We start from the raw sequence: 18,146 nt of genomic DNA on the forward strand, positions 1-18,146 counted from the left end.
AAAAAACGACTTCGTCACCGCGTTCGCGAACAGCGTGAAGCTCGCGTTCGCGTCGGCGACGCTGTCGCTCGCGATCGCGCTGCCCGCCGGGCTCGCGATCGGCCGCGCGACGTTTCCCGGCCGCGCGTTCCTGAACGGATTGCTGCTGTCGCCGCTCGTGATTCCCGGCCTCGTGCTCGGCATCGCGCTGCTGCGGTTTTTCGCGCTGATCGGCGCGACCGGCTCGTTCGCGTGGCTCGTGGTCGCGCACATGATCGTGATCACGCCGTTCGTGATGCGTCTCGTGCTCGCGTCGGTCGCCGGCCTCGACCGCAGCGTCGAACAGGCCGCGTGCTCGCTCGGCGCCGATCCGTGGACGACGTTTCGCCGCATCACGCTGCCGATGATCGTGCCCGGCATCACCGGCGGCTGGCTGCTCGCGTTCATCAACAGCTTCGACGAGCTGACGATGTCGATCTTCGTCACGTCGCCGCAGACGGTCACGCTGCCGGTACGCATGTACATGTACGCGACCGAATCGATCGATCCGATGATGGCGTCGGTATCGGCGCTCGTCATCTTCATCACCGCCGGCGCGATGCTGCTGCTCGATCGCGTCTACGGCCTGAACCGCATCCTGATCGGCCAACACTGATGTCCATTCCCGCTTCCCGTTCCCCCGATGCCGCGGACGACGGCGCGCAGTTCGTGCGCCTCGCCGAACGCGACCGCGCGCGCATCGCGTTCACGCTCGACGGCCGGCCCGCGCATGCGCTCGCCGGCGACACCGTGCTCACCGCGATCCTCGTCGCGCAGCGTCGCGTGCGCGTCAGCGAATTCGGCGGCCGGCCGCGCGCGGGCTTCTGCCTGATCGGCGCATGCCAGGACTGCTGGGTGCGCACCGAGGCCGGCGCGCGCGTGCGCGCATGCTCGACGCCGCTCGCCGAAGGCATGCGGATCGTCACCGGCGCGCCGCCGGCCGCGACCGGAGACGCACGATGACGGACGCGCTGCGACCGGTGATCGTCGGCGCGGGGCCGGCCGGCGTGCGCGCGGCCGAAGCGCTCGTCGACGCGGGGCTGCGCCCCGTCGTGATCGACGAGAACGCGCGCTGGGGCGGCCAGATCTATCGCCAGCCGCCGGCCGACGGCGCGTTCGTGCGCGGCAAGCGCGCGCTGTACGGCTTCGATGCCGCAAAGGCTGACGCCGTGCACCGGACGATGGCCGCGCTGCTGCCGCACGTCGACTACCGGCCGAACACGCTCGCGTGGGCGTGCGGTGCAGGCCGCGTCGACACGCTGCAGGACGGCCGCGAGACGACCGTGCCGTACTCGCATCTGATCGTCGCGAGCGGCGCGACCGACCGCCTGCTGCCGGTACCCGGCTGGACGCTCGCGGGCGTCTACACGCTCGGCGGTGCGCAGGTCGCGCTGAAGGCGCAGGGCTGCGCGATCGGCCGGCGCATCGTGTTCGCGGGCACCGGGCCGCTGCTGTATCTCGTCGCGTATCAGTACGCGAAGGCCGGCGCGCAGGTCGCCGCCGTGCTCGACACGAGCCCGCTGCACCGGCAGGTCGCCGCCGCGCCCGCGCTGCTGCGGCTGCCGTCAACGTTCGCGAAGGGGCTCTATTACATCGGCTGGCTGCGCGCGCACGGCGTCGCGATCGAAACGGGCGTCACGCTCGAGCGCATCGTCGGCGAGCGGCACGTCACGGCGCTCGCGTGGCGCGCCGCGCGCGCCGCGCGCGACGACGCGCGGCGCACGATCGACTGCGACGCGATCGGCCTCGGCTTCGGGCTGCGTTCGGAAACGCAGCTCGCCGATCTCGCCGGCTGCCGGTTCCGCTTCGACCCGCTCAATCGCGCCTGGCTGCCCGAGCGCGACGCAGCCGGACGCACGTCGGTGCGCGGCCTCTACGTCGCGGGCGACGGTGCGGGCATCGCGGGCGTTGACGCGGCCGAGGCGTCCGGACGACGCGCGGCGCTCGCCTTGCTCGACGATGCCGGCATCGTCGAGCCGCCGCACCGCGCGGCCGGCAAGCCCGACGCGGCGACGCTCGAGCGCACGCTGGCACGCATCGGCGCGTTCCGCGCGGGCCTCGAAGCGGCGTTCGCGCCGCCCGTCGCACTGGCCGCGCAGTGCCCGGACGACACGATCGTGTGTCGCTGCGAGGAAATCGACGCCGGCACGCTGCGGCGTTGCATTCGCGGCGGCGAAGCGACCGAGCTGAACCGCCTGAAGGCGCTGACGCGCGCCGGCATGGGGCGCTGCCAGGGCCGCATGTGCGGCGACGCCGCCGCGCTCGTGCTGGCCGCCGAGACCGGTCGGCCGCTCGCGGACGTCGGCCGGTTGCGTGCGCAACCGCCGGTGAAGCCGTTCCCGATCGCGGCCGCCCTTGCCGGCGACGACGTCGCCGCGATCCCCGACGAGGCGCGCGATGAATGAGACCGGTCATTACGACGTCGCGATCGTCGGCGGCGGCCTCGTCGGCGCGTCGGCCGCGCTCGCGCTCGCGCGGCGCGGGCTGCGCGTCGCGCTGTTCGAGCGCCGCGACTGCGGCGCGCAGGCGAGCGGCGTGAACTACGGCGGCGTGCGCTGCCAGGGCCGTCCCGCCGAACAGCTGCCGCTCGCGCTGCGCGCACGGCGCATCTGGGATCGTCTGCCGGAACGGATCGGCATCGACGGCGAATTCGTCGTGTCGGGCCACCTGCGGCTCGCGCGCAGCGACGCCGATCTCGAGGCGCTCCACGCCTACGCGGCGCTCGCGGCCGAACACGGGCTGCCGCTGCGCGTGATGCACGGCGACGCGTTCCGCCGCCGCTATCCGTGGCTCGGCCGCGCGGCGCTCGGCGGCTCGCTCTGCGAGACCGACGGCCACGCGAACCCGCGCATCGTGTCGCCGGCCTTCGCGCGTGCGGCGCGCGCGGCCGGCGCGGACGTATTCGAGCACACGCCGGTCGACGACGTGCAGCACGACGGCACGCGCTTTCGGATCCATGCGGCCGGCCGCGCCTGCACGTCGACCTGGCTCGTCAATGCCGCCGGCGCCTGGGCGAACGCGATCGCCGAACGCTTCGGCGAAGCGGTGCCGATGGAACCCATCTACCCGAACATGTGGGTGACCGAGCCGCTGCCGCCGTTCATCGAGCACAACCTCGGCGTCTACGGCGGCGGCGTCTATGCGCGCCAGGTCGCGCGCGGCAACTGCGTGATCGGCGGCGGACGCGGACGCGGCGACGGCGAGTTCGGCCAGCCGTCCGTCGACACGACGCGCGCCGTGATGCGCGACGCCTGCGCGCTGCTGCCCGCGCTGCGCGATGCGCTGCTGATCCGCACGTGGAGCGGCGTCGAAGGCTGCACGCCCGACCACAACCCGATCGTCGGCGCGAGCCGCACGACGCCGAAGCTGCTGCACGCGTTCGGTTTTTCGGGCGGCGGGTTTCTGCTCGCGCCCGGTGTCGGCGACGTGCTCGCCGATCTCGTGACGATCGGCGAAACCGTCACGCCGCTCGATGCGTTTTCGATCGGCCGCTTCGCACCGCAAGCCGAACCGACCATCCCTTGCCGTCAACAGGAGACCCAACGATGAAACTGACCGGAACGATCGCGGCGGCCGCCGCGCTCTGCATCGCAAGCGCGACCGCGTCCGCGCCTGCGTTCGCGCAAACCAAAACGATCTACGTCGGCATGAACGGCGGCCCGATGGAAAAGGCATATACGAGCCAGGTGCTGCCCGACTTCGAGAAGGCCAACAACATGAAGGTCGTCGTCGTGCCCGGCACGTCGTCGGACGTGCTCGCGAAGCTGCTCGCCAACCGCAGCAAGCCGCAGATCCACGTCGCGTTCCTCGACGACGGCGTGATGGCGCGCGCGGTCAGCCTCGGCGTGTGCCAGAAGCTCGACGATTCGCCGGTGCTGAAGGAGCTCTACCCGTTCGCGCGCATGAAGGACGACGTCGGCGCGGGCGTGCAGCTCGGGATGACGGGCATCGCCTACAACAAGAAGCTGTTCGCGGAGAAGGGCTGGGCGCCGCCGACCTCATGGATGGATTTCGCGAACCCGAAGTACAAGGGCAAGGTCGTGTTCCAGTCGGCGTCGAGCAGCACGTTCGGGCTGCACGGCTTCCTCGCGATCAACCGGCTGCTCGGCGGCAGCGAACAGAACGTCGAGCCGGGCTTCAGCAAGTGGGCGAGCACGGTCGGCCCGAACGTCGTCGAGTACATCCCGAATTCCGCCAAGATCTCCGAGATGGTGCAGACCGGCGAAGCCGGCCTGTTCCCGCTCACGCCGACCGGCGTCGGCGATCTGCAGGACAAGGGCATCCCGGTCGCGTACGCGAACCCGAAGGAAGGGCCGGTGCTGCTGCTCGTCGACCTCTGCGTCGTCGCCAACAATCCGGACCCGCAGCTCGCGCAGAAGCTCGCGCAATTCCTGCTGTCGGCGCCCGCGCAGACGAAGGCGGCCGAGGCCGGCAAACAGATTCCGACCAACCGGCTCGCGAAGATGCCGGCCGCGATGCAGCAGAGCCTCGGCAACATCGACGATCTGGTGCGCAAGGTGACGGTGGTCGACTGGACCGCGATCAACGCGCACCGCGCGCAGTGGGATACGCGCTGGAACCGGCAGATCGAGCGGTGAGCGACACGCCGCGCGCGGGCACGGCCGCGCGTGGCGCGACCATCATTTGCCGGAGTGATGACACTCCCCTTTTTTTGCGGATTTGACCGGAGCGGCAGCGCCGACAACACTCGTCGCGAGTGCCGCACCGGTTCCGAGACGGCACGCGTTCGCGTTCCCCACCCGAGTCCGCCATGTATCCAACCGACACCGTGCAGTCCCCGAGCGCCGCCCGGCCGCTCGCCGACCGGCAGCTTCGCCGGATCGTCATCGCCTCCGTCGCCGGCAACGCGATGGAGTGGTACGACTTCTTCGTGTACGGCACCGCCGCGGCGCTCGTGTTCGGCCACGTGTTCTTTCCGCCCGGCGCGTCGCCGCTCGCCGGCAGCCTCGCCGCGTTCGCGGCGTTCGCGCTCGGCTTCGTCGCGCGGCCGCTCGGCGGCATCGTGTTCGGCCATGTCGGCGACCGCTACGGCCGCAAGGCGTCGCTCGTCTGGACGCTGCTGATCATGGGCGCGTCGACGTTCGCGATCGGGCTGCTGCCGACCTACGCGGAGGCCGGCATCTGGGCGCCGGCCGCGCTCGTCGTGCTGCGCTTGCTGCAAGGCATCGCCTCCGGCGGCGAATGGGGCGGCGGCGTGCTGATCATCAGCGAGAACGCGCCGCCCGAGCAGCGCGGCTACTACGCGGCCTGGAGCCAGCTCGGCGTCGGCGGCGGGTTCGTGCTGTCGTCCGCCGCGTTTCTCGCCGCGCAGACGCTGCCGAACGACATGTTCATGACGTGGGGCTGGCGGCTGCCGTTCCTCGCGAGCGTCGTGATCTTCGCGATCGGTATCTACATCCGCCGCCACCTGCCGGAAAGCCGCGACTACGAGCAGGCCGGCAAGCGCGGCGCACATACGCATCTGCCGATCGTCGAGTGCATCCGCCGTCATCCGAAGGAAATCCTGCTCGCGATGGGGCTGCGCGTGGCCGAGAACGGCGGCGCGTATATCTTCCTCGCGTTCTCGCTCGTCTACGGCAAATACGTCGGCATCCCGAACGGCGTGATGCTGACCGGCGTGATGATCGCGATGCTCGCGTGGGGCCGGCTGTCCGACCGGATCGGCCGCAAGCCCGTCTACCTGATCGGCGCGCTCGGCCTCGTCGCCTGCGCGTTTCCGTTCTTCTGGCTGCTCGACACGCGCGTGACGCCGCTCGTCTGGCTCGCGCTGACGGTCTGCACGGCCGTCAGCCACGGCGCGATGATCGGCACGCTGCCGGCACTCGTCGGCGAGCTGTTCAGCACCGAAGTGCGCTACTCGGGCGTCGCGCTCGGCCATGAAGTCGCGTCGATCTTCGCGGGCGGGATGTCGCCGCTGATCGCGACCGCCTTGCTGCAGCGCTATCAGGCGTCCTGGCCCGTCTCGCTGTTTCTCGTCGCGCTCGGGCTCGTGACCGTCGCGACGCTGTGCGCGATGCGCGAGACGCGCATCGTGCGCGCCGCGGACAGCGACGCATGATTGCGCGGGCGCACGTCGCACGCGGCGGTGATCGCGTCGGCCGTGCGGCTGGCCGATCACGCGCCCGGGCGACGCCGCGCGCCGTCGAACGTCGGTGCGAGGCCGAGGTGTTCGAGCAGCCGCGCGAACTCGCCGAGCCGCTGCCGCATGTAGGCGGCGACGTCGACGTCCGCGTAGTCGTGAAATCCGGCGCCCGTGCGCACGCCGTCGCGGCCGGCGTTCATGTTGCGCACGACGCCGTCGGCCGGAGCGAAGCGCGGCCCGATCTCGCCCGCCAGATACGTCGACGCGTAGTAGAGGATGTCGCAGCCGCCCCAGTCGATGAACTCGAGCAGGCCGAGCACCGCGAAGCGCGGGCCGAAGCCCGTGCGGATCGCGGTATCGATGTCCGCCGCGCTCGCCACGCCTTCGTCGACCATCCGCGCGGCTTCGTTCATCGCGAGCGCCTGGATGCGCGGCACGATATAGCCGGGCGCCGGCCCGCAGATCACGGGCTTCTTGCCGATCCGCACGAGCAGCGCGGCGAGTTCGTCGACGACGTGCTGCGCGGTCGCGTCGCTGCGACTGATCTCGACGAGCGGCATCAGCAGCGCCGGGTTCAGCCAGTGCGCGTTCAGCACACGCGCCGGCCGCGCGACGTGGCGCTGCAGTTCGGTGACGACGAACGTCGACGTCGTCGACGCAATCGTCGCGTCGGCATCGACGTGCGCATCGAGCCAGCGCAACGCGTCGGCCTTCGCGTCGAGCACTTCGGGCAGCGCTTCGGGACGACCTGCGCATCGCGGATCGCATCGGCCGCGCCGTCGCGCGCGACGTGCGCGATCCGCGCGAGCGCCGCGTCGGCCTGCGCGGCATCGATGCGGCCGAGTGCGACCTGCGCGTGCAGCGGCCGTGCGAGTTCGTCGCGCGTACGCCGATCGAATGCAAGCCGGCCCGCCGCATCGCGCGCCTTGAAGTCGATCAGCGTCACGTCGAGCCCCGCGAACGCGAAGGCGAGCGCGATGCCCTGCCCCATGCGGCCCGCACCGAGCACGTGCACGCGCGTCAGTTCGGCGGCCGGCATCATGCGGCGTCTCCCGTCTCGAGCAGCGTGCGCATCGCGTCGCGCGACAGCGCCGCGAGCCCGAGCCGCTCCAGCGTGCGGCCCTCCGCATACAGGTCGCGCGCGGCCACGGCGCCCGCGATCGCGAGCAACCCCTGCGCAACGGGCGTCGGCACGCCGGCCCAGCGTCCGCACGACACGAGGAAGGACAGGCCGAGGCGCGTGTCCTCGAGCATGTAGCGATGCGCGCGCAGATCGATCTTCTCGCGCCAGTCGCCGCTGTCGGTCAGCTTGCCGTGCGCGCCGCGTCCGTACATCCATTCGTCGCCGTCGGCCGCGTAGTGATCGGCGAGCGGAAAGTGCGGCGCGCGATAGCCGAGCGCCTCGCGCACCGCGATCCGCTCCGCGTCGAGCGCGTTCGTCACCGCGCGGATCGACGGCTGCGTGCCTTCGTTGTGGATGTCCCACGCGTCGAAGTGTTCGAGCGGCCCCGCGTTCATCAGGATCAGCGGCGGATGGATCACCGGCCCGGCATTCATCAGCGCGCCGGACAGCGCGTCGTCGAGCGGCTCGACCGACGGATAGCCGGCACGCAGCACGTCGAACGCCCTGCTCGCCTCGCGCGCCGGATACACGCCGGTCGGCAGGCGCGTCGCATACGCGCTGATCACGACGTTGCCGTCGCCGTGCTGGCGCACCAGATACGGCAGCGTGCCGGTCTCCGCGAAGGCGAAGCGCGCACGGTTGCCGGCGCGCGCCGCCGCACGCGCGAAGACGAAGCTGCCGAACGTGCCGGGCGGCAGGAACACGACCTGGCCGTCCTCGAGCAGCGGCGCGACGTCGGCGGCGAGCGCCTCGTGCGACGTCGCCGGCAGCGGCACGACGACGAGCTGTGCGCCGCGCAGCGCGGCGCCGAGATCGTCGGTTGCGCGGATCGCGCCGCGCGCGTCGCCGACCGGCACGGTGCGCGTGCCGCGCGCATCGGTCACCGTCAATGCGCCGAGCGCGCGCAGTCGCGCGTGCGGCGCGCGATCGCGCCGCCACCACGCGACGTCGTGCCCCTTCTCGAACAAATCGATCGCGGCTGCATGGCACCCGTGGCCGCCGCCCAGTACACAAACCTTCATCGTCGTCTCCCGGTGAATGAGTCGTTCCGAGACTACGCGGCCGCCCGTGCCGCGTCGCTTCAAAACGCGCAACGGCGCGCCCGATCGCGCAACGCAATCGCATACGTGTGCAGCCGGCCGCTGCGCAGCCCTACCCGACACGAGGCCCGCGTATGGACATCGCCCTTTCCCGACACGCACCGAACCGGCTCGGCACGCTGCATGCGCCCGACGAAGTCGAACGCGCGGTCGCGCACCGGCTCGGCCCGCACCGGATGGCCGCACATGGCCGCGATCCGTTTCATGCGGAGCTGTACGAGGTGCCGCTGCATCATGGCGCGTTGCTCGAGCTCTGCTACGGCCGCGAGACGCGCATCGACTTCGGCGACGATGCCGATCACTTCCTGTTCCGGCTGACGTTGTCGGGCAGGTGCGAACTGCAGGCGGGACAGACGACCGTGCACGCGGGCCCCGGTGAACTGACCGTGTCGTCGCCGGCAAGCGCGAGCCGGCTGCGCACGAGCCGCGATTGCCGCAACCTCGTGCTGCGGCTCGAACGCCGCGCGCTCGAACGCAAGCTGCAGGACATGCTCGGCACGACGCTCGCACGGCCGCTGCAGTTCGAAGTCGATGCGGGCCGCCACCGCGCCGGCGCCGCGCTCGTGCTGCCGACCTTCGACTATCGGTGCCAGCTCGGTACGCAGCCCGCACTCGGCGCGGCCGCGGCGACGTTCGGCGCGGATCTCAGCGCGTGGCTGATGTCGCTGCTGCTCACGCATCTGCCGCATTCGTACAGCGACGCGCTCGCGCGCGGCACGCCTCCGCTGCCCGCGCCGGTGCGCCGCGCATGCGCGTACGTCGACGCGCATCTCGGCGAGCCGCTCGCGCTCGCGGCCCTGGCGCGCGTCGCGGGCGTCGCGCCGCGCACGCTGCAGCACGCGTTTCGCACCTTCCTGAACACCACGCCGGCCGCGTACGTGCGCGACCGCCGGCTCGCCGCCGTGCACGCGGCGCTGCAACGCGGCGACGCGCGCAGCGTGACCGACGTGCTGCTCGCGCACGGCATTCACGGTTTCGGTCATTTCGCGAAGGCGTATGCACGGCGTTACGGCCATCCGCCTTCCGTCACTGCGAGGCAACCGCGATGACGCCTTCCGTTCCCGGCCGCCCGCCGCCGCTGCGCACCGACGCGCCGCCGACCGATGCCGACATGTGCGACGGATTGCGCGTGCAGGACCTCGATCTGAATCTGCTGAAGACGTTCCGCGCCGTCTACGCGGAGCGGCACGTCGGCCGCGCGGCGCTGCAGCTCGGCGTCACGCAGCCGTCCGTGAGCCATGCGCTCGGCCGGCTGCGACTGATGTTCCGCGACGCGCTGTTCGTGCGCACCGGCACCGGCGTCGAACCGACGCCGCGCGCCCAGCGGCTCGCCGTCTCGGTCGATCAGGCGCTCGCGATCCTGCAGCACGTGCTCGACGAAGGGTGCCGTTTCGCGCCCGACACGACGCAGCGCGTGTTCCGGCTGCATATGAGCGACTTCGCGGCGAGCGCCTTCCTGCCGACGCTGCTCGCCGAATTCGAGCGCCGCGCGCCCGGTGCGGTGATCGAGACGCTGCACGTCGACGAATGCCAGCTGAATGTCGCGCTCGAATCGGGCCGCATCGATTTCGCGCTCGGTCACTTCGCCGATGCGTCGAGCCATTTCCAGCGCACCGCGCTGTTGCACGAACGCTGCGTCCTGCTGATGCCGCGCCGCACCGCGCGGCGCGTCGCGCTGCCCGACGATTTCGTGCTCGACGGCGACGCGCCCGACGCGCTGCGCTTCGTCGCCGTCACGTCGCATCCGCAATCGATGCAGCTGCTCGACCGGCACGGGCTGATGCCGCGCGTGCGCGTGGCGCTGCCCGATTTCATGGTGGTGCCCGCGCTGCTGCAGCACGGCGACTACGCGCTGATCCTGCCGGAGACGATCGCGCTCACGTTCGCCGCGCAGCAGCCGTGCACGCTCCACGCGATCGCCGGCGCCGGCGAATGGGCGGTCAATGCGTACTGGCACCGCCGCTTCGATGCCGATCCCGGCCATCGCTGGCTGCGTGCGCTGTTGCTCGAACTGTTCAGCATCGGCACGCTCGCGCCGTTCGACGCATGGCTCGCGCCGCAGCCGCCCGCGTGCGCGTAAGCGCGCAGCCCCGCGCGCCCGTTCGCGCCGCCGTGCGTTCAGAACGACGTGACGATGCCCGCGACGAGCGAGCTCGCGGTCGCGCCCGCTGCGGCGACTGCGACGCCGCCGCCTGCCGCGCCGTTCACGACGAAGCGCGCATGCGCGCCGTTGCGCACCATCGCCGCGCCCGTGTACAGCACCGTGCGTTTCGAAAGCGGATAGTCGAGGCGGATGCCGTACGAGTCGGCATTGCCGTCGCTGTCCGCGACCTTCCGGTAATGGCCCGCGCTCAGCAGCAGCGACGCGCGTCCGATCGGCACCGTCGCACTGAGTTCGACGATGTCGCTGTGCGGATACGCGCTCTGCGCATCGATCGCGGCCGCGACGTCCGGCCCGCCGCGATGCCGCAGATAGAGCGCGGCGATCTTCACGACGCGGAAGTCGTACGAAATCGCGCCGAGCGTGTAGTTGCCGTTCGCGGCGCGACTCGTCGCGCCGAGCGTCGACGCGGCGACCGGACTGAATGTCTGCTGCATGTAGTCGACGTCGATCGACAGGCCGCCGCGTACGTAGTTGATGCCCGCACCATAGGTATCGCCGAGCGTCGACGGCTGCCCGGCCGCGCCGTTCGCGCCGCGTGCGGCCATCGCGCGCAGCATGAAGCCCGCGTAGCGCGGCGACGTGTAGCGCAGCGAGTTGCGCACGCGCAGAAACGCCGGGCCGACGAAGTTGTTCGTCGCATTGCCCCATGCGAGCCCTGCGCCGAGGCCGGGCAGGCTGTACGTGACGAGCGTCGTGTGCAGGATCGTGTAGAGCTCGCCGAACTGCACGCCGCCGAACGGGCCCGTGATGCCGACCCAGGCTTCGCGACCGAACAGCGCGCTCGAGTTCGACAGCGCGCCGCTCGCGGCGTTGAAGCCGTCTTCAAGCTTGAAGATCGTGGCGTAGCCGCCGCCCAGATCCTCGACGCCCTTCAATCCCCACTGCGACGCCCACAGATTGCCGCTGCCCATCCGCGTCACATGGTTCGGCCCCGCGTTCGCGTATTCGATCGCGGTATCGATGCGCCCGTACAGCGTCACGCTCGATTGCGCAGCCGCCGGCAGCGCCGCGCAGGCGAGGAGTGCCGCCAGCGGTACGGCGAGCCTGCCGGCGCGCCCGTTCGAATCAGTCATCTTCGTCGTCCCGTAGAAAGTGCGGCGCACGCATGCCATGCGACGCATCGTGTGAAACGCGTTCGCACTCGCTGGCGAACGGCATCGCTTAAAACCGGCCCGAGTCTAGGAACGACAATTTCGGACGTCGACGCAACGCGCTCTATAACGCTTATAGATGCGCCGCATGATGCGCGTGCGCCCCGCCCGACGTGCCGCACGCGGCGCACCGCGCGCGCGACCCTGGTGTTTTCTTTATTCGTGTCGGTGAATGTCCGTGTCGCGCCGCTGTCACTCCGGCTATGGCAACCGAAATTGGCCGACTACGCTGCGTGTCCGATCGTGCGATCCCCGAGCTTTTCGACCTGTTCGACCTTTTTCGCACCGCGACGGCGGCCGCCAGCGGGACCGGCGCCGCGCATTCCCCTCGCCCGCTCCTGGAGAATCCGCATGTCCGCATCCCTGCCCCGCGCTGCCGACCGCAAGCGCTATACGTACGAGTGGTACGTCGTCGTCATCTGCATGCTTGCGTACGTCTTTTCGTTCGTCGATCGTCAGGTGCTCGTGCTGATGATCGAGCCGATCAAGCGCGATCTGCATCTGACCGATACGCAGTTCAGTCTGCTGAACGGCTTCGCGTTCTCGCTGTTCTACGCCGTGATGGGGCTGCCCGTCGCCTATCTCGCCGATCGCTATGCGCGCCCGCGCATCATCTCGCTCGGCATCGCGCTGTGGAGCATCGCGACCGCGCTGTGCGGGCTCAGCCAGCACTTCGTGCACATGTTCGTCGCGCGCATGGGCGTCGGCGTCGGCGAAGCCGCGCTGTCGCCCGGCGCCTATTCGATGCTCGCCGACTACTTTCCGAAGGAGAAGCTCGGCCGCGCGATCGCCGTGTATTCGCTCGGCTCGTTCATCGGCGGCGGCGTCGCGTTCCTGATCGGCGGCTATGTGATCGCGCTGCTCAAGCATGCGAGCGCGTTCACGCTGCCGATCGTCGGGCAGGTGCATGCGTGGCAGGTCACGTTCCTGATCGTCGGGCTGCCCGGCCTGCTCGTCGCGCTGCTGTTCGTCGCCACCGTGCGCGACCCGCAGCGCAAGGGGCTCGCGCAGGATCGTTCCGGCGCCGTGCGGCGCGTATCGATGCGCGATTCGCTGCGTTTCGTCGGCACGCATCGCGCGACGTTCGCGTGCCACTATCTCGGCTTCTCGTTCTATGCGATGGCGCTGTACTGCCTGCTCAGCTGGACGCCCGCGTTCTATATCCGCCGTTTCGGGATGACGGCCGTCGAAGCCGGCTACACGCTCGGCATCGTGTTGCTCGTCGCGAACACGGCCGGCGTATTCTGCGGCGGCTGGCTCAACGACTGGCTGCTGCGGCGCGGCCGCGTCGATGCGCCGATGCGCGCAGGCGCGATCGGCGCCGCATGCATGATCGTGCCCGCCACGCTGTTCACGCAGCTCGACGCGCTGCCGGTGTCGCTCGCCATGCTCGTGATCGCGATGTTCTTTGCGTCGTTTCCGATGCCGACGTCGACCGCCGCGATGCAAACGCTCGCACCGAACCAGATGCGCGCGCAAATCTCCGCGCTGTTCCTGCTCGTCTCGAACCTGATCGCGCTCGGCATCGGCACGACCGTCGTCGCGCTGTTCACCGATCGCGTGTTCGGCGCACCGGCGGCGGTCGGTCATTCGATGTCGATCGTCAACGTCGCGGCGGCCGCGCTCGCGGCGCTGCTGCTCGGCGCCGGCTGCCGCCACTATCGCCGCAGCCTCGAGCGCGAGCGCGGCCACGTGCAGGCGGCCGCACCTGCAGCGGATAGCGCGGCCGGCGCGATCGCCGCGTCTGGATCGGCTGCGCGCTGAGTCCGTTTGTGCCTGCCAGTTATCCATCCAACTGATTAGTGCATCGTTTTTTAATCGATTTGATTTATGCGATGCCGCTCCCTATTCTCGATCGCATCACGGCGCGACGGGTGTCGCGCCGGCTTTCCCGATCCCCACGGAATCGACTCATGCAAGCCAATCGCCACCAGGTCCGGATCGACGCGCTGATCGACGCGGCGCAGGACATCCGCTGTTTCCGCGTGTCGCGCGTCGACGGCCAGCCGCTCGACGCGTACGAACCGGGCGCCCATATCGACGTCACCGCGCCGTCCGGCGTCACGCGCCAATACTCGTTGTGCGGCCGCCCCGACGAGCGCGGCAGCTATTTGTTCGCCGTGAAGAAGGAAACGCAGTCGCGCGGCGGATCGCGTTCGCTGCACGACGACGTCCGCGTCGGCACCGAGCTGTCGATCGGCACGCCGCGCAACCTGTTCCGGCTCGCCGACGACGCGAGCGAACACGTGCTGATCGCCGCCGGCATCGGCATCACGCCGCTGCTGTCGATGGCGTATGCGCTCGCGCAGCGCGGCGCCCGCTACCGGCTCCACTATTTCGCGCGCAGCCGCGACCGTGCGGCGTTCGTCGACGAACTGTCGGCCGAACCGTTCGCGCCGCACGTGACGTTCCATTACGGCGTCGAGCGCGAGGCGCTCGCGCGCGAACTCGGTCGCTGCGTCGAATCGATCGACGCGCAGGCACACGTGTACACCTGCGGCCCTGCGCCGTTCATGGACGCGGTGGTTGCCGCCGCCGCGACGCGCGTGCCGGACGACGCGATCCATCTCGAGCGCTTCGCGGCCGAACCGGCTGTCGCCGGCGACGCCGCGAACGCAAACGCATCCGAAGGCTTCGAGGTGCGGCTACAACGCAGCGGCCAGTCCGTGCGCGTCGCGCCCGACACGTCGATCGTCGACGCGCTCGCGCGTATCGGCGTCGAAGTCGACACGTCGTGCGGCGAAGGGGTGTGCGGCACCTGCATGGTGCCGGTCGTCGACGGCGAGCCCGACCACCGCGATCACTGCCTCAGCAAGGCCGAACGCGCGAGCAATTCGGTGATCTGCTGCTGCGTGTCGCGCGCGCGTTCGCCGGTGCTCGTGCTCGATCTATAAACGGCGCGCGTCCGCGAGCGCGTCACGCGCCGTCGAAACGCTCGACGATCTCCGCAAGCAGCGCACGCATCCACGTAATGCCTTCGTCCTCGTGGAAATGCTCGTGCCAGTGCATCGTCACCGGCGCGGGCGGCAGCGGCACGGGCAGCGCGTAGAGCCGGAACGCGTTGTCGCGATTCAGGATCTGCGCGAGCCGCTTCGGCAGCGTGGCGTACAGGTCCGTTACCTGCAGCACGCCCGGCAGCGCGACGAAGTGCGGCACTTCGAGCGCGACATTGCGGCCGACGCCCTGCGCGCGCAGCGCGTCGTCGAGCGCGTGATGGCTGTGCTCGACCGACTTCACGTTGACGTGCGCGGCCCGCACGAACTGCTCGAGCGTCAGCGTCGTGCCGCTCGGCAATCCGCGCCGGCGCCCCGTCATGCAGACATAGGTTTCCTCGAACAGCAGCTGATGGCGCGTGCGCGGCATCAGCTCCGGCAGATTGCCGATCGCGAAATCGAGCCGGCTCGCGCGCAGCGCTTCCTCGATCGCCTCGACCGGCATTGGCTGCACGCTGAGCGTCACGCGCGGCGCGCGCTCGCGCAGTGCGCGGCAGATCGCGGGCAGATAGGCCATCTCGCCGGCATCCGACAGCGACAGCCGGAACGTGCGCGTACTCGTCGCCGGATCGAAGCGCTCCGCATAGCGCAGCGCGACGCGCACCATGTCGAGCGCCTTGCCGACGATGCCCGCGAGTTCGAGTGCGACGGGTGTCGGCTGCATGCCCGCGCGCGTGCGCACGAACAGCGGATCGTCGAACAGCGTGCGCAGCCGTCCGAGCGAATAGCTGACGGCCGGCTGCGACAGTGCAAGCCGCTCGCCGGCCTTCGTCAGGCTGCGTTCCTCGACGATCGCCTGGAACACCCGCAGCAGGTTCAGATCGAGATGATCGACCGACGTCATGCACCCTCCGCTATTCGTCAAATTGATGCGTGAACGCATTCTAAATCAGTGAAGCGGATGTGACGACGGACGTTTACGCGGCCGGCGCGCCGCCGCGGCGCGCGGTTACGCGACCGGGCGGCGGAACATGTTGACGATCAGCGCGCGCAGCCACGCGATACCGGGATCCGACGAGAACTGCGCATGCGTATGCAGGTCGATTTCGATCGGCGGCAGCACGAACGGCAACGGCAGGATCCGGAACGCGCGGCCGCGGTTGAAGCGCTCCGCGACGCTGCGCGGAAAGATGATCGCGAGATCGGTATGCTGGACGATCTCCGGCGCGACGATGAAGTGCGGCAGGCGCAGCACGATGGTGCGTTCGAACTGCAGCTCGTCGAGCCAGGTTTCGACCATCCGGTGCCCGGTCGCATTGCTGCTCGCATAGATGTAGCGCAGCGCGGCCAGGTCGGCCTGCGTCGGCGTGCGCTTGCGCAGCGGATGCCCGGCACGCACCATGCATACGTGCTCGTCCGTAAACAGCGGCTCGCTCACGCAGCCGGGGCCCGGATCCGGCACATAGCCGAGTGCGAGATCGATCTCGCCGCTGCGCATCGCGGCGCCGACCACTTCCACAGCGGCGCTCGCGATCTCGACGCGCACGCCCGGCGCGACTTCCGCGAGCTTCGCGAGCAGCGGCGGCAGGAAGTAGAACTCCGACATGTCCGACATCGAAATGCGGAACACGCGGTTCGCGGTGGCCGGATCGAAATGCGCGACCTGCTGCACGGCGAGATCGATGATGTCGAACGCGCGCGTCAGCGGCCCGTGCAATTGGCGCGCGGCGTCGGTCGGCGCCATGCCGGTCGGCGTGCGCACGAACAACGGATCGTCGAACAGATTGCGCAGCCGCCGCAGCGCGTGACTGACGGCCGGCTGCGTCAGCCCGAGCCGTTCGCCGGCCGCGGTCAGGCTGCGCAGTTCCGAGATCGCGAGGAACACGCGCAGCAGATTGAGATCGGTGACGACCGGATGGGATTTGTTCATGGCGCTCGTGAACCGCCGGTAGGATGCGCGACGCCGCGCGCCGGGCGCCGTGTCGCGTGCAGTTCACCGCGGACGGCCGGCGCCGCGCAGCGCGGGGGCTATTCGGCGCATGTTATCTCACAAACGCGGCTCGCCATCGGGAAGTGCGGCGTCGCACCGGTAAACGGCGGCAAGGCCTCGAAGTCGCGGCGCATCAACAAACGGACCGGCGATGCGAGCGCGTCGGCCAGCGCGCCTGCATCGTCGAACACGACCTTGTTGCGCTGCATGGCTCGCGCGCGCGGCACGGGCAGCGCGCTTCGATAGTCGATGCGCGTATAGATCTCGATCTCGCGAATGCCCGGCAGTTGCGCCATCAGCGGCGGATGATGGTCGAGATAATGCGATAGCCACGCGTTCGCGTCCGCGGCCTCGCCCTCGTAGCTGACGAGGTACGTGCAGCATTGCGCACCCGCGCGTGCGCCGGCCAGCGGCACGCGGCGCACCGCCATTGCCTGCTGCGCGACGCGCAGCCCGGCGGCGGCGCAGCGTTCGACGAAGGCCTGCGCCGCGCCGGCCGGCCCGAGCATCGCTTCGAGTGCGTCGAGATCGACGAAATAGCATTGCAGCACGCATGCGGGCGAACGAGGGCGCGGCACCGGATCGGCGCGATCGGCCGCGAACGCGACCGGCCGGTGCACGATCCATCGCGCGAGCCCGCGCACACCGCGCAGCGCGTCCGGCGCCGGCGCGACGTCGGGCGACGCCGCCTGCGCGTCGTCGTCGCCGTGCTCGGCAATCAGGAACAGGCACACCTCCATGCGTCACCCCGCGTGCACGGCAAGCGGATGCGCGAGCCGATGAAACGCGCGGCCGAAATAGATCAGCCCGTCGCCGGGCGAGCGCAGCGCGATATGGTCGATCTCGACGAACATCACCGAATGCGAGCCGACCGCCTTGCTCTCGATGATGCGCCCTTCCAGGCTGACGTTCGCGTCGGCGAGCACGGGCACGCCGGTCGCGCCGTCGACCCAGCGCGTATCGTCGAAGCGCGCGTCGCCGGGCGTTTGCGTCATGCCGGCGAACGCCTGCGCGATCGACTCGCACCCGGACGGCAGCAGATTGATCGCGACGCGCCCGTTGCCGCGCATGATGTCGTGCGCGCGGCTGCCGCGGTTGATGCAGACGAGCATCGTCGGCGGCGTATCGGTCACCGAGCAGACCGCGCTCGCGGTGATGCCCCAGCGGCCGCGCGCGCCGTCGGTCGTGACGACGTTCACGCCGGCCGGCAGGCGCGACATCGCCTCGCGAAAGTTTTGGCGGACGTCGTCGAGGTGGGTCGGATGATTCATGGATGGCTCCTGTTCGTCAAAGCGCATTGCGGCGGCGTTCACGGATACGGCGTGACGGGGTCGATGCCGGCGAACAGCGCGCCCGAGCCGTCGTAGGTCGCTTCGCCGAGAAACGCGTGCTGCGTGACGACGATCGAATCGCGCACGAGCTGCTGCAAGCGGTTCTCGCGGTAGATCGCCGCCGTTCCCGCGAGCTGATAGGCCTGCATCACGACCTTCGCGCAAACCTGTGCCGCATGCGTCGCGCTTGTATGTTTAAGCCTGACCAGTACGGTAAAGTCTGAACGTAGCCA

General features: G+C 70.1%; 16 protein-coding genes and 2 pseudogenes. 10 read left to right on the forward strand and 8 right to left on the reverse strand.

Annotation, left to right across the window (positions count from 1 at the left end; translation table 11 throughout):
* The 6 genes from ACSHSS_RS31580 to ACSHSS_RS31605 form a co-directional block, all read left to right on the forward strand.
* Positions 1-634: ABC transporter permease (locus tag ACSHSS_RS31580; protein WP_445546099.1), on the forward strand; the 634-nt coding region annotated here is incomplete at its 5' end.
* Positions 634-981, forward strand: a complete 348-nt coding sequence (locus tag ACSHSS_RS31585; protein WP_048804031.1) for a (2Fe-2S)-binding protein — start codon at positions 634-636, stop codon at positions 979-981. The genes ACSHSS_RS31580 and ACSHSS_RS31585, both read left to right, overlap by 1 nt.
* Positions 978-2,423, forward strand: a complete 1,446-nt coding sequence (locus tag ACSHSS_RS31590; RefSeq protein ID WP_445546100.1) for an FAD-dependent oxidoreductase — start codon at positions 978-980, stop codon at positions 2,421-2,423. Before ACSHSS_RS31585 ends, ACSHSS_RS31590 begins: the two co-directional genes overlap by 4 nt.
* Complete coding sequence (locus tag ACSHSS_RS31595) at positions 2,416-3,567, forward strand: NAD(P)/FAD-dependent oxidoreductase (protein ID WP_445546101.1); 1,152 nt, start codon at positions 2,416-2,418, stop codon at positions 3,565-3,567. Before ACSHSS_RS31590 ends, ACSHSS_RS31595 begins: the two co-directional genes overlap by 8 nt.
* Positions 3,564-4,616 (forward strand): ABC transporter substrate-binding protein, encoded by a 1,053-nt coding sequence (locus ACSHSS_RS31600; protein WP_445546102.1) that lies wholly within the window; start codon positions 3,564-3,566, stop codon positions 4,614-4,616. The genes ACSHSS_RS31595 and ACSHSS_RS31600 overlap by 4 nt, the downstream gene beginning before the upstream one ends.
* A 173-nt stretch (positions 4,617-4,789) precedes the next feature.
* On the forward strand, positions 4,790-6,097 hold the full coding sequence (locus tag ACSHSS_RS31605; RefSeq protein WP_217023959.1) for an MFS transporter: 1,308 nt from the start codon (positions 4,790-4,792) through the stop codon (positions 6,095-6,097).
* Between the two features lie 56 nt (positions 6,098-6,153).
* On the opposite strand, the pseudogene ACSHSS_RS31610 reads toward ACSHSS_RS31605, so the two are convergent.
* Positions 6,154-7,163: pseudogene (locus ACSHSS_RS31610) on the reverse strand (3-hydroxybutyryl-CoA dehydrogenase).
* The gene (locus ACSHSS_RS31615; protein WP_217023960.1) at positions 7,160-8,266 is read right to left on the reverse strand and encodes an NAD/NADP-dependent octopine/nopaline dehydrogenase family protein; all 1,107 of its coding nucleotides are present in this window, start codon (positions 8,264-8,266) and stop codon (positions 7,160-7,162) included. The pseudogene ACSHSS_RS31610 and the gene ACSHSS_RS31615 overlap by 4 nt, the downstream one beginning before the upstream one ends.
* Positions 8,267-8,418: 152 nt before the next feature.
* Between ACSHSS_RS31615 and ACSHSS_RS31620 the strand changes: the two genes are divergently transcribed.
* Positions 8,419-9,393, forward strand: coding sequence for an AraC family transcriptional regulator (locus tag ACSHSS_RS31620; protein ID WP_217023961.1), 975 nt, complete (start codon positions 8,419-8,421; stop codon positions 9,391-9,393).
* Positions 9,390-10,424, forward strand: a complete 1,035-nt coding sequence (locus ACSHSS_RS31625) for a LysR family transcriptional regulator (RefSeq protein ID WP_060097424.1) — start codon at positions 9,390-9,392, stop codon at positions 10,422-10,424. Before ACSHSS_RS31620 ends, ACSHSS_RS31625 begins: the two co-directional genes overlap by 4 nt.
* A 38-nt stretch (positions 10,425-10,462) precedes the next feature.
* Here ACSHSS_RS31625 and ACSHSS_RS31630 read toward each other — a convergent pair whose 3' ends face one another.
* A complete protein-coding gene (locus ACSHSS_RS31630) occupies positions 10,463-11,581 on the reverse strand; it encodes a porin (protein ID WP_445546103.1) in 1,119 nt (372 codons plus the stop codon).
* Positions 11,582-12,010: 429 nt separating this feature from the next.
* Here ACSHSS_RS31630 and ACSHSS_RS31635 point away from each other — a divergent pair, with 429 nt between their 5' ends.
* Together ACSHSS_RS31635 and ACSHSS_RS31640 are read left to right on the forward strand one after the other, a co-directional pair.
* Entirely contained in the window at positions 12,011-13,423 is a 1,413-nt protein-coding gene (locus ACSHSS_RS31635; RefSeq protein WP_217023963.1) for a spinster family MFS transporter, read from the forward strand.
* A gap of 149 nt (positions 13,424-13,572) precedes the next feature.
* Positions 13,573-14,553: a PDR/VanB family oxidoreductase gene (locus ACSHSS_RS31640; RefSeq protein ID WP_105796092.1), complete on the forward strand. Its 981-nt coding sequence runs from the start codon at positions 13,573-13,575 to the stop codon at positions 14,551-14,553.
* A 22-nt stretch (positions 14,554-14,575) separates the two neighbouring features.
* Here the strand turns inward: ACSHSS_RS31640 and ACSHSS_RS31645 are convergent, their stop codons facing one another.
* The 5 genes and pseudogenes from ACSHSS_RS31645 to ACSHSS_RS31665 form a co-directional block, all read right to left on the reverse strand.
* Positions 14,576-15,496 carry a LysR family transcriptional regulator gene (locus ACSHSS_RS31645; RefSeq protein ID WP_012217585.1) on the reverse strand — a complete coding sequence of 307 codons (921 nt, stop codon included), beginning with the start codon at positions 15,494-15,496 and terminating at the stop codon, positions 14,576-14,578.
* Between the two features lie 105 nt (positions 15,497-15,601).
* Positions 15,602-16,522, reverse strand: a complete 921-nt coding sequence (locus tag ACSHSS_RS31650) for a LysR family transcriptional regulator (protein ID WP_217023964.1) — start codon at positions 16,520-16,522, stop codon at positions 15,602-15,604.
* Between the two features lie 98 nt (positions 16,523-16,620).
* The gene (locus ACSHSS_RS31655) at positions 16,621-17,322 is read right to left on the reverse strand and encodes an ethyl tert-butyl ether degradation protein EthD (RefSeq protein WP_217023965.1); all 702 of its coding nucleotides are present in this window, start codon (positions 17,320-17,322) and stop codon (positions 16,621-16,623) included.
* Positions 17,323-17,325: 3 nt separating this feature from the next.
* Entirely contained in the window at positions 17,326-17,853 is a 528-nt protein-coding gene (locus tag ACSHSS_RS31660; RefSeq protein ID WP_054317223.1) for a flavin reductase, read from the reverse strand.
* Positions 17,854-17,891: 38 nt separating this feature from the next.
* A pseudogene (locus tag ACSHSS_RS31665) lies at positions 17,892-18,146 on the reverse strand (hypothetical protein); the annotation flags it as partial.

Source organism: Burkholderia sp. BC1 (assembly GCF_052683555.1).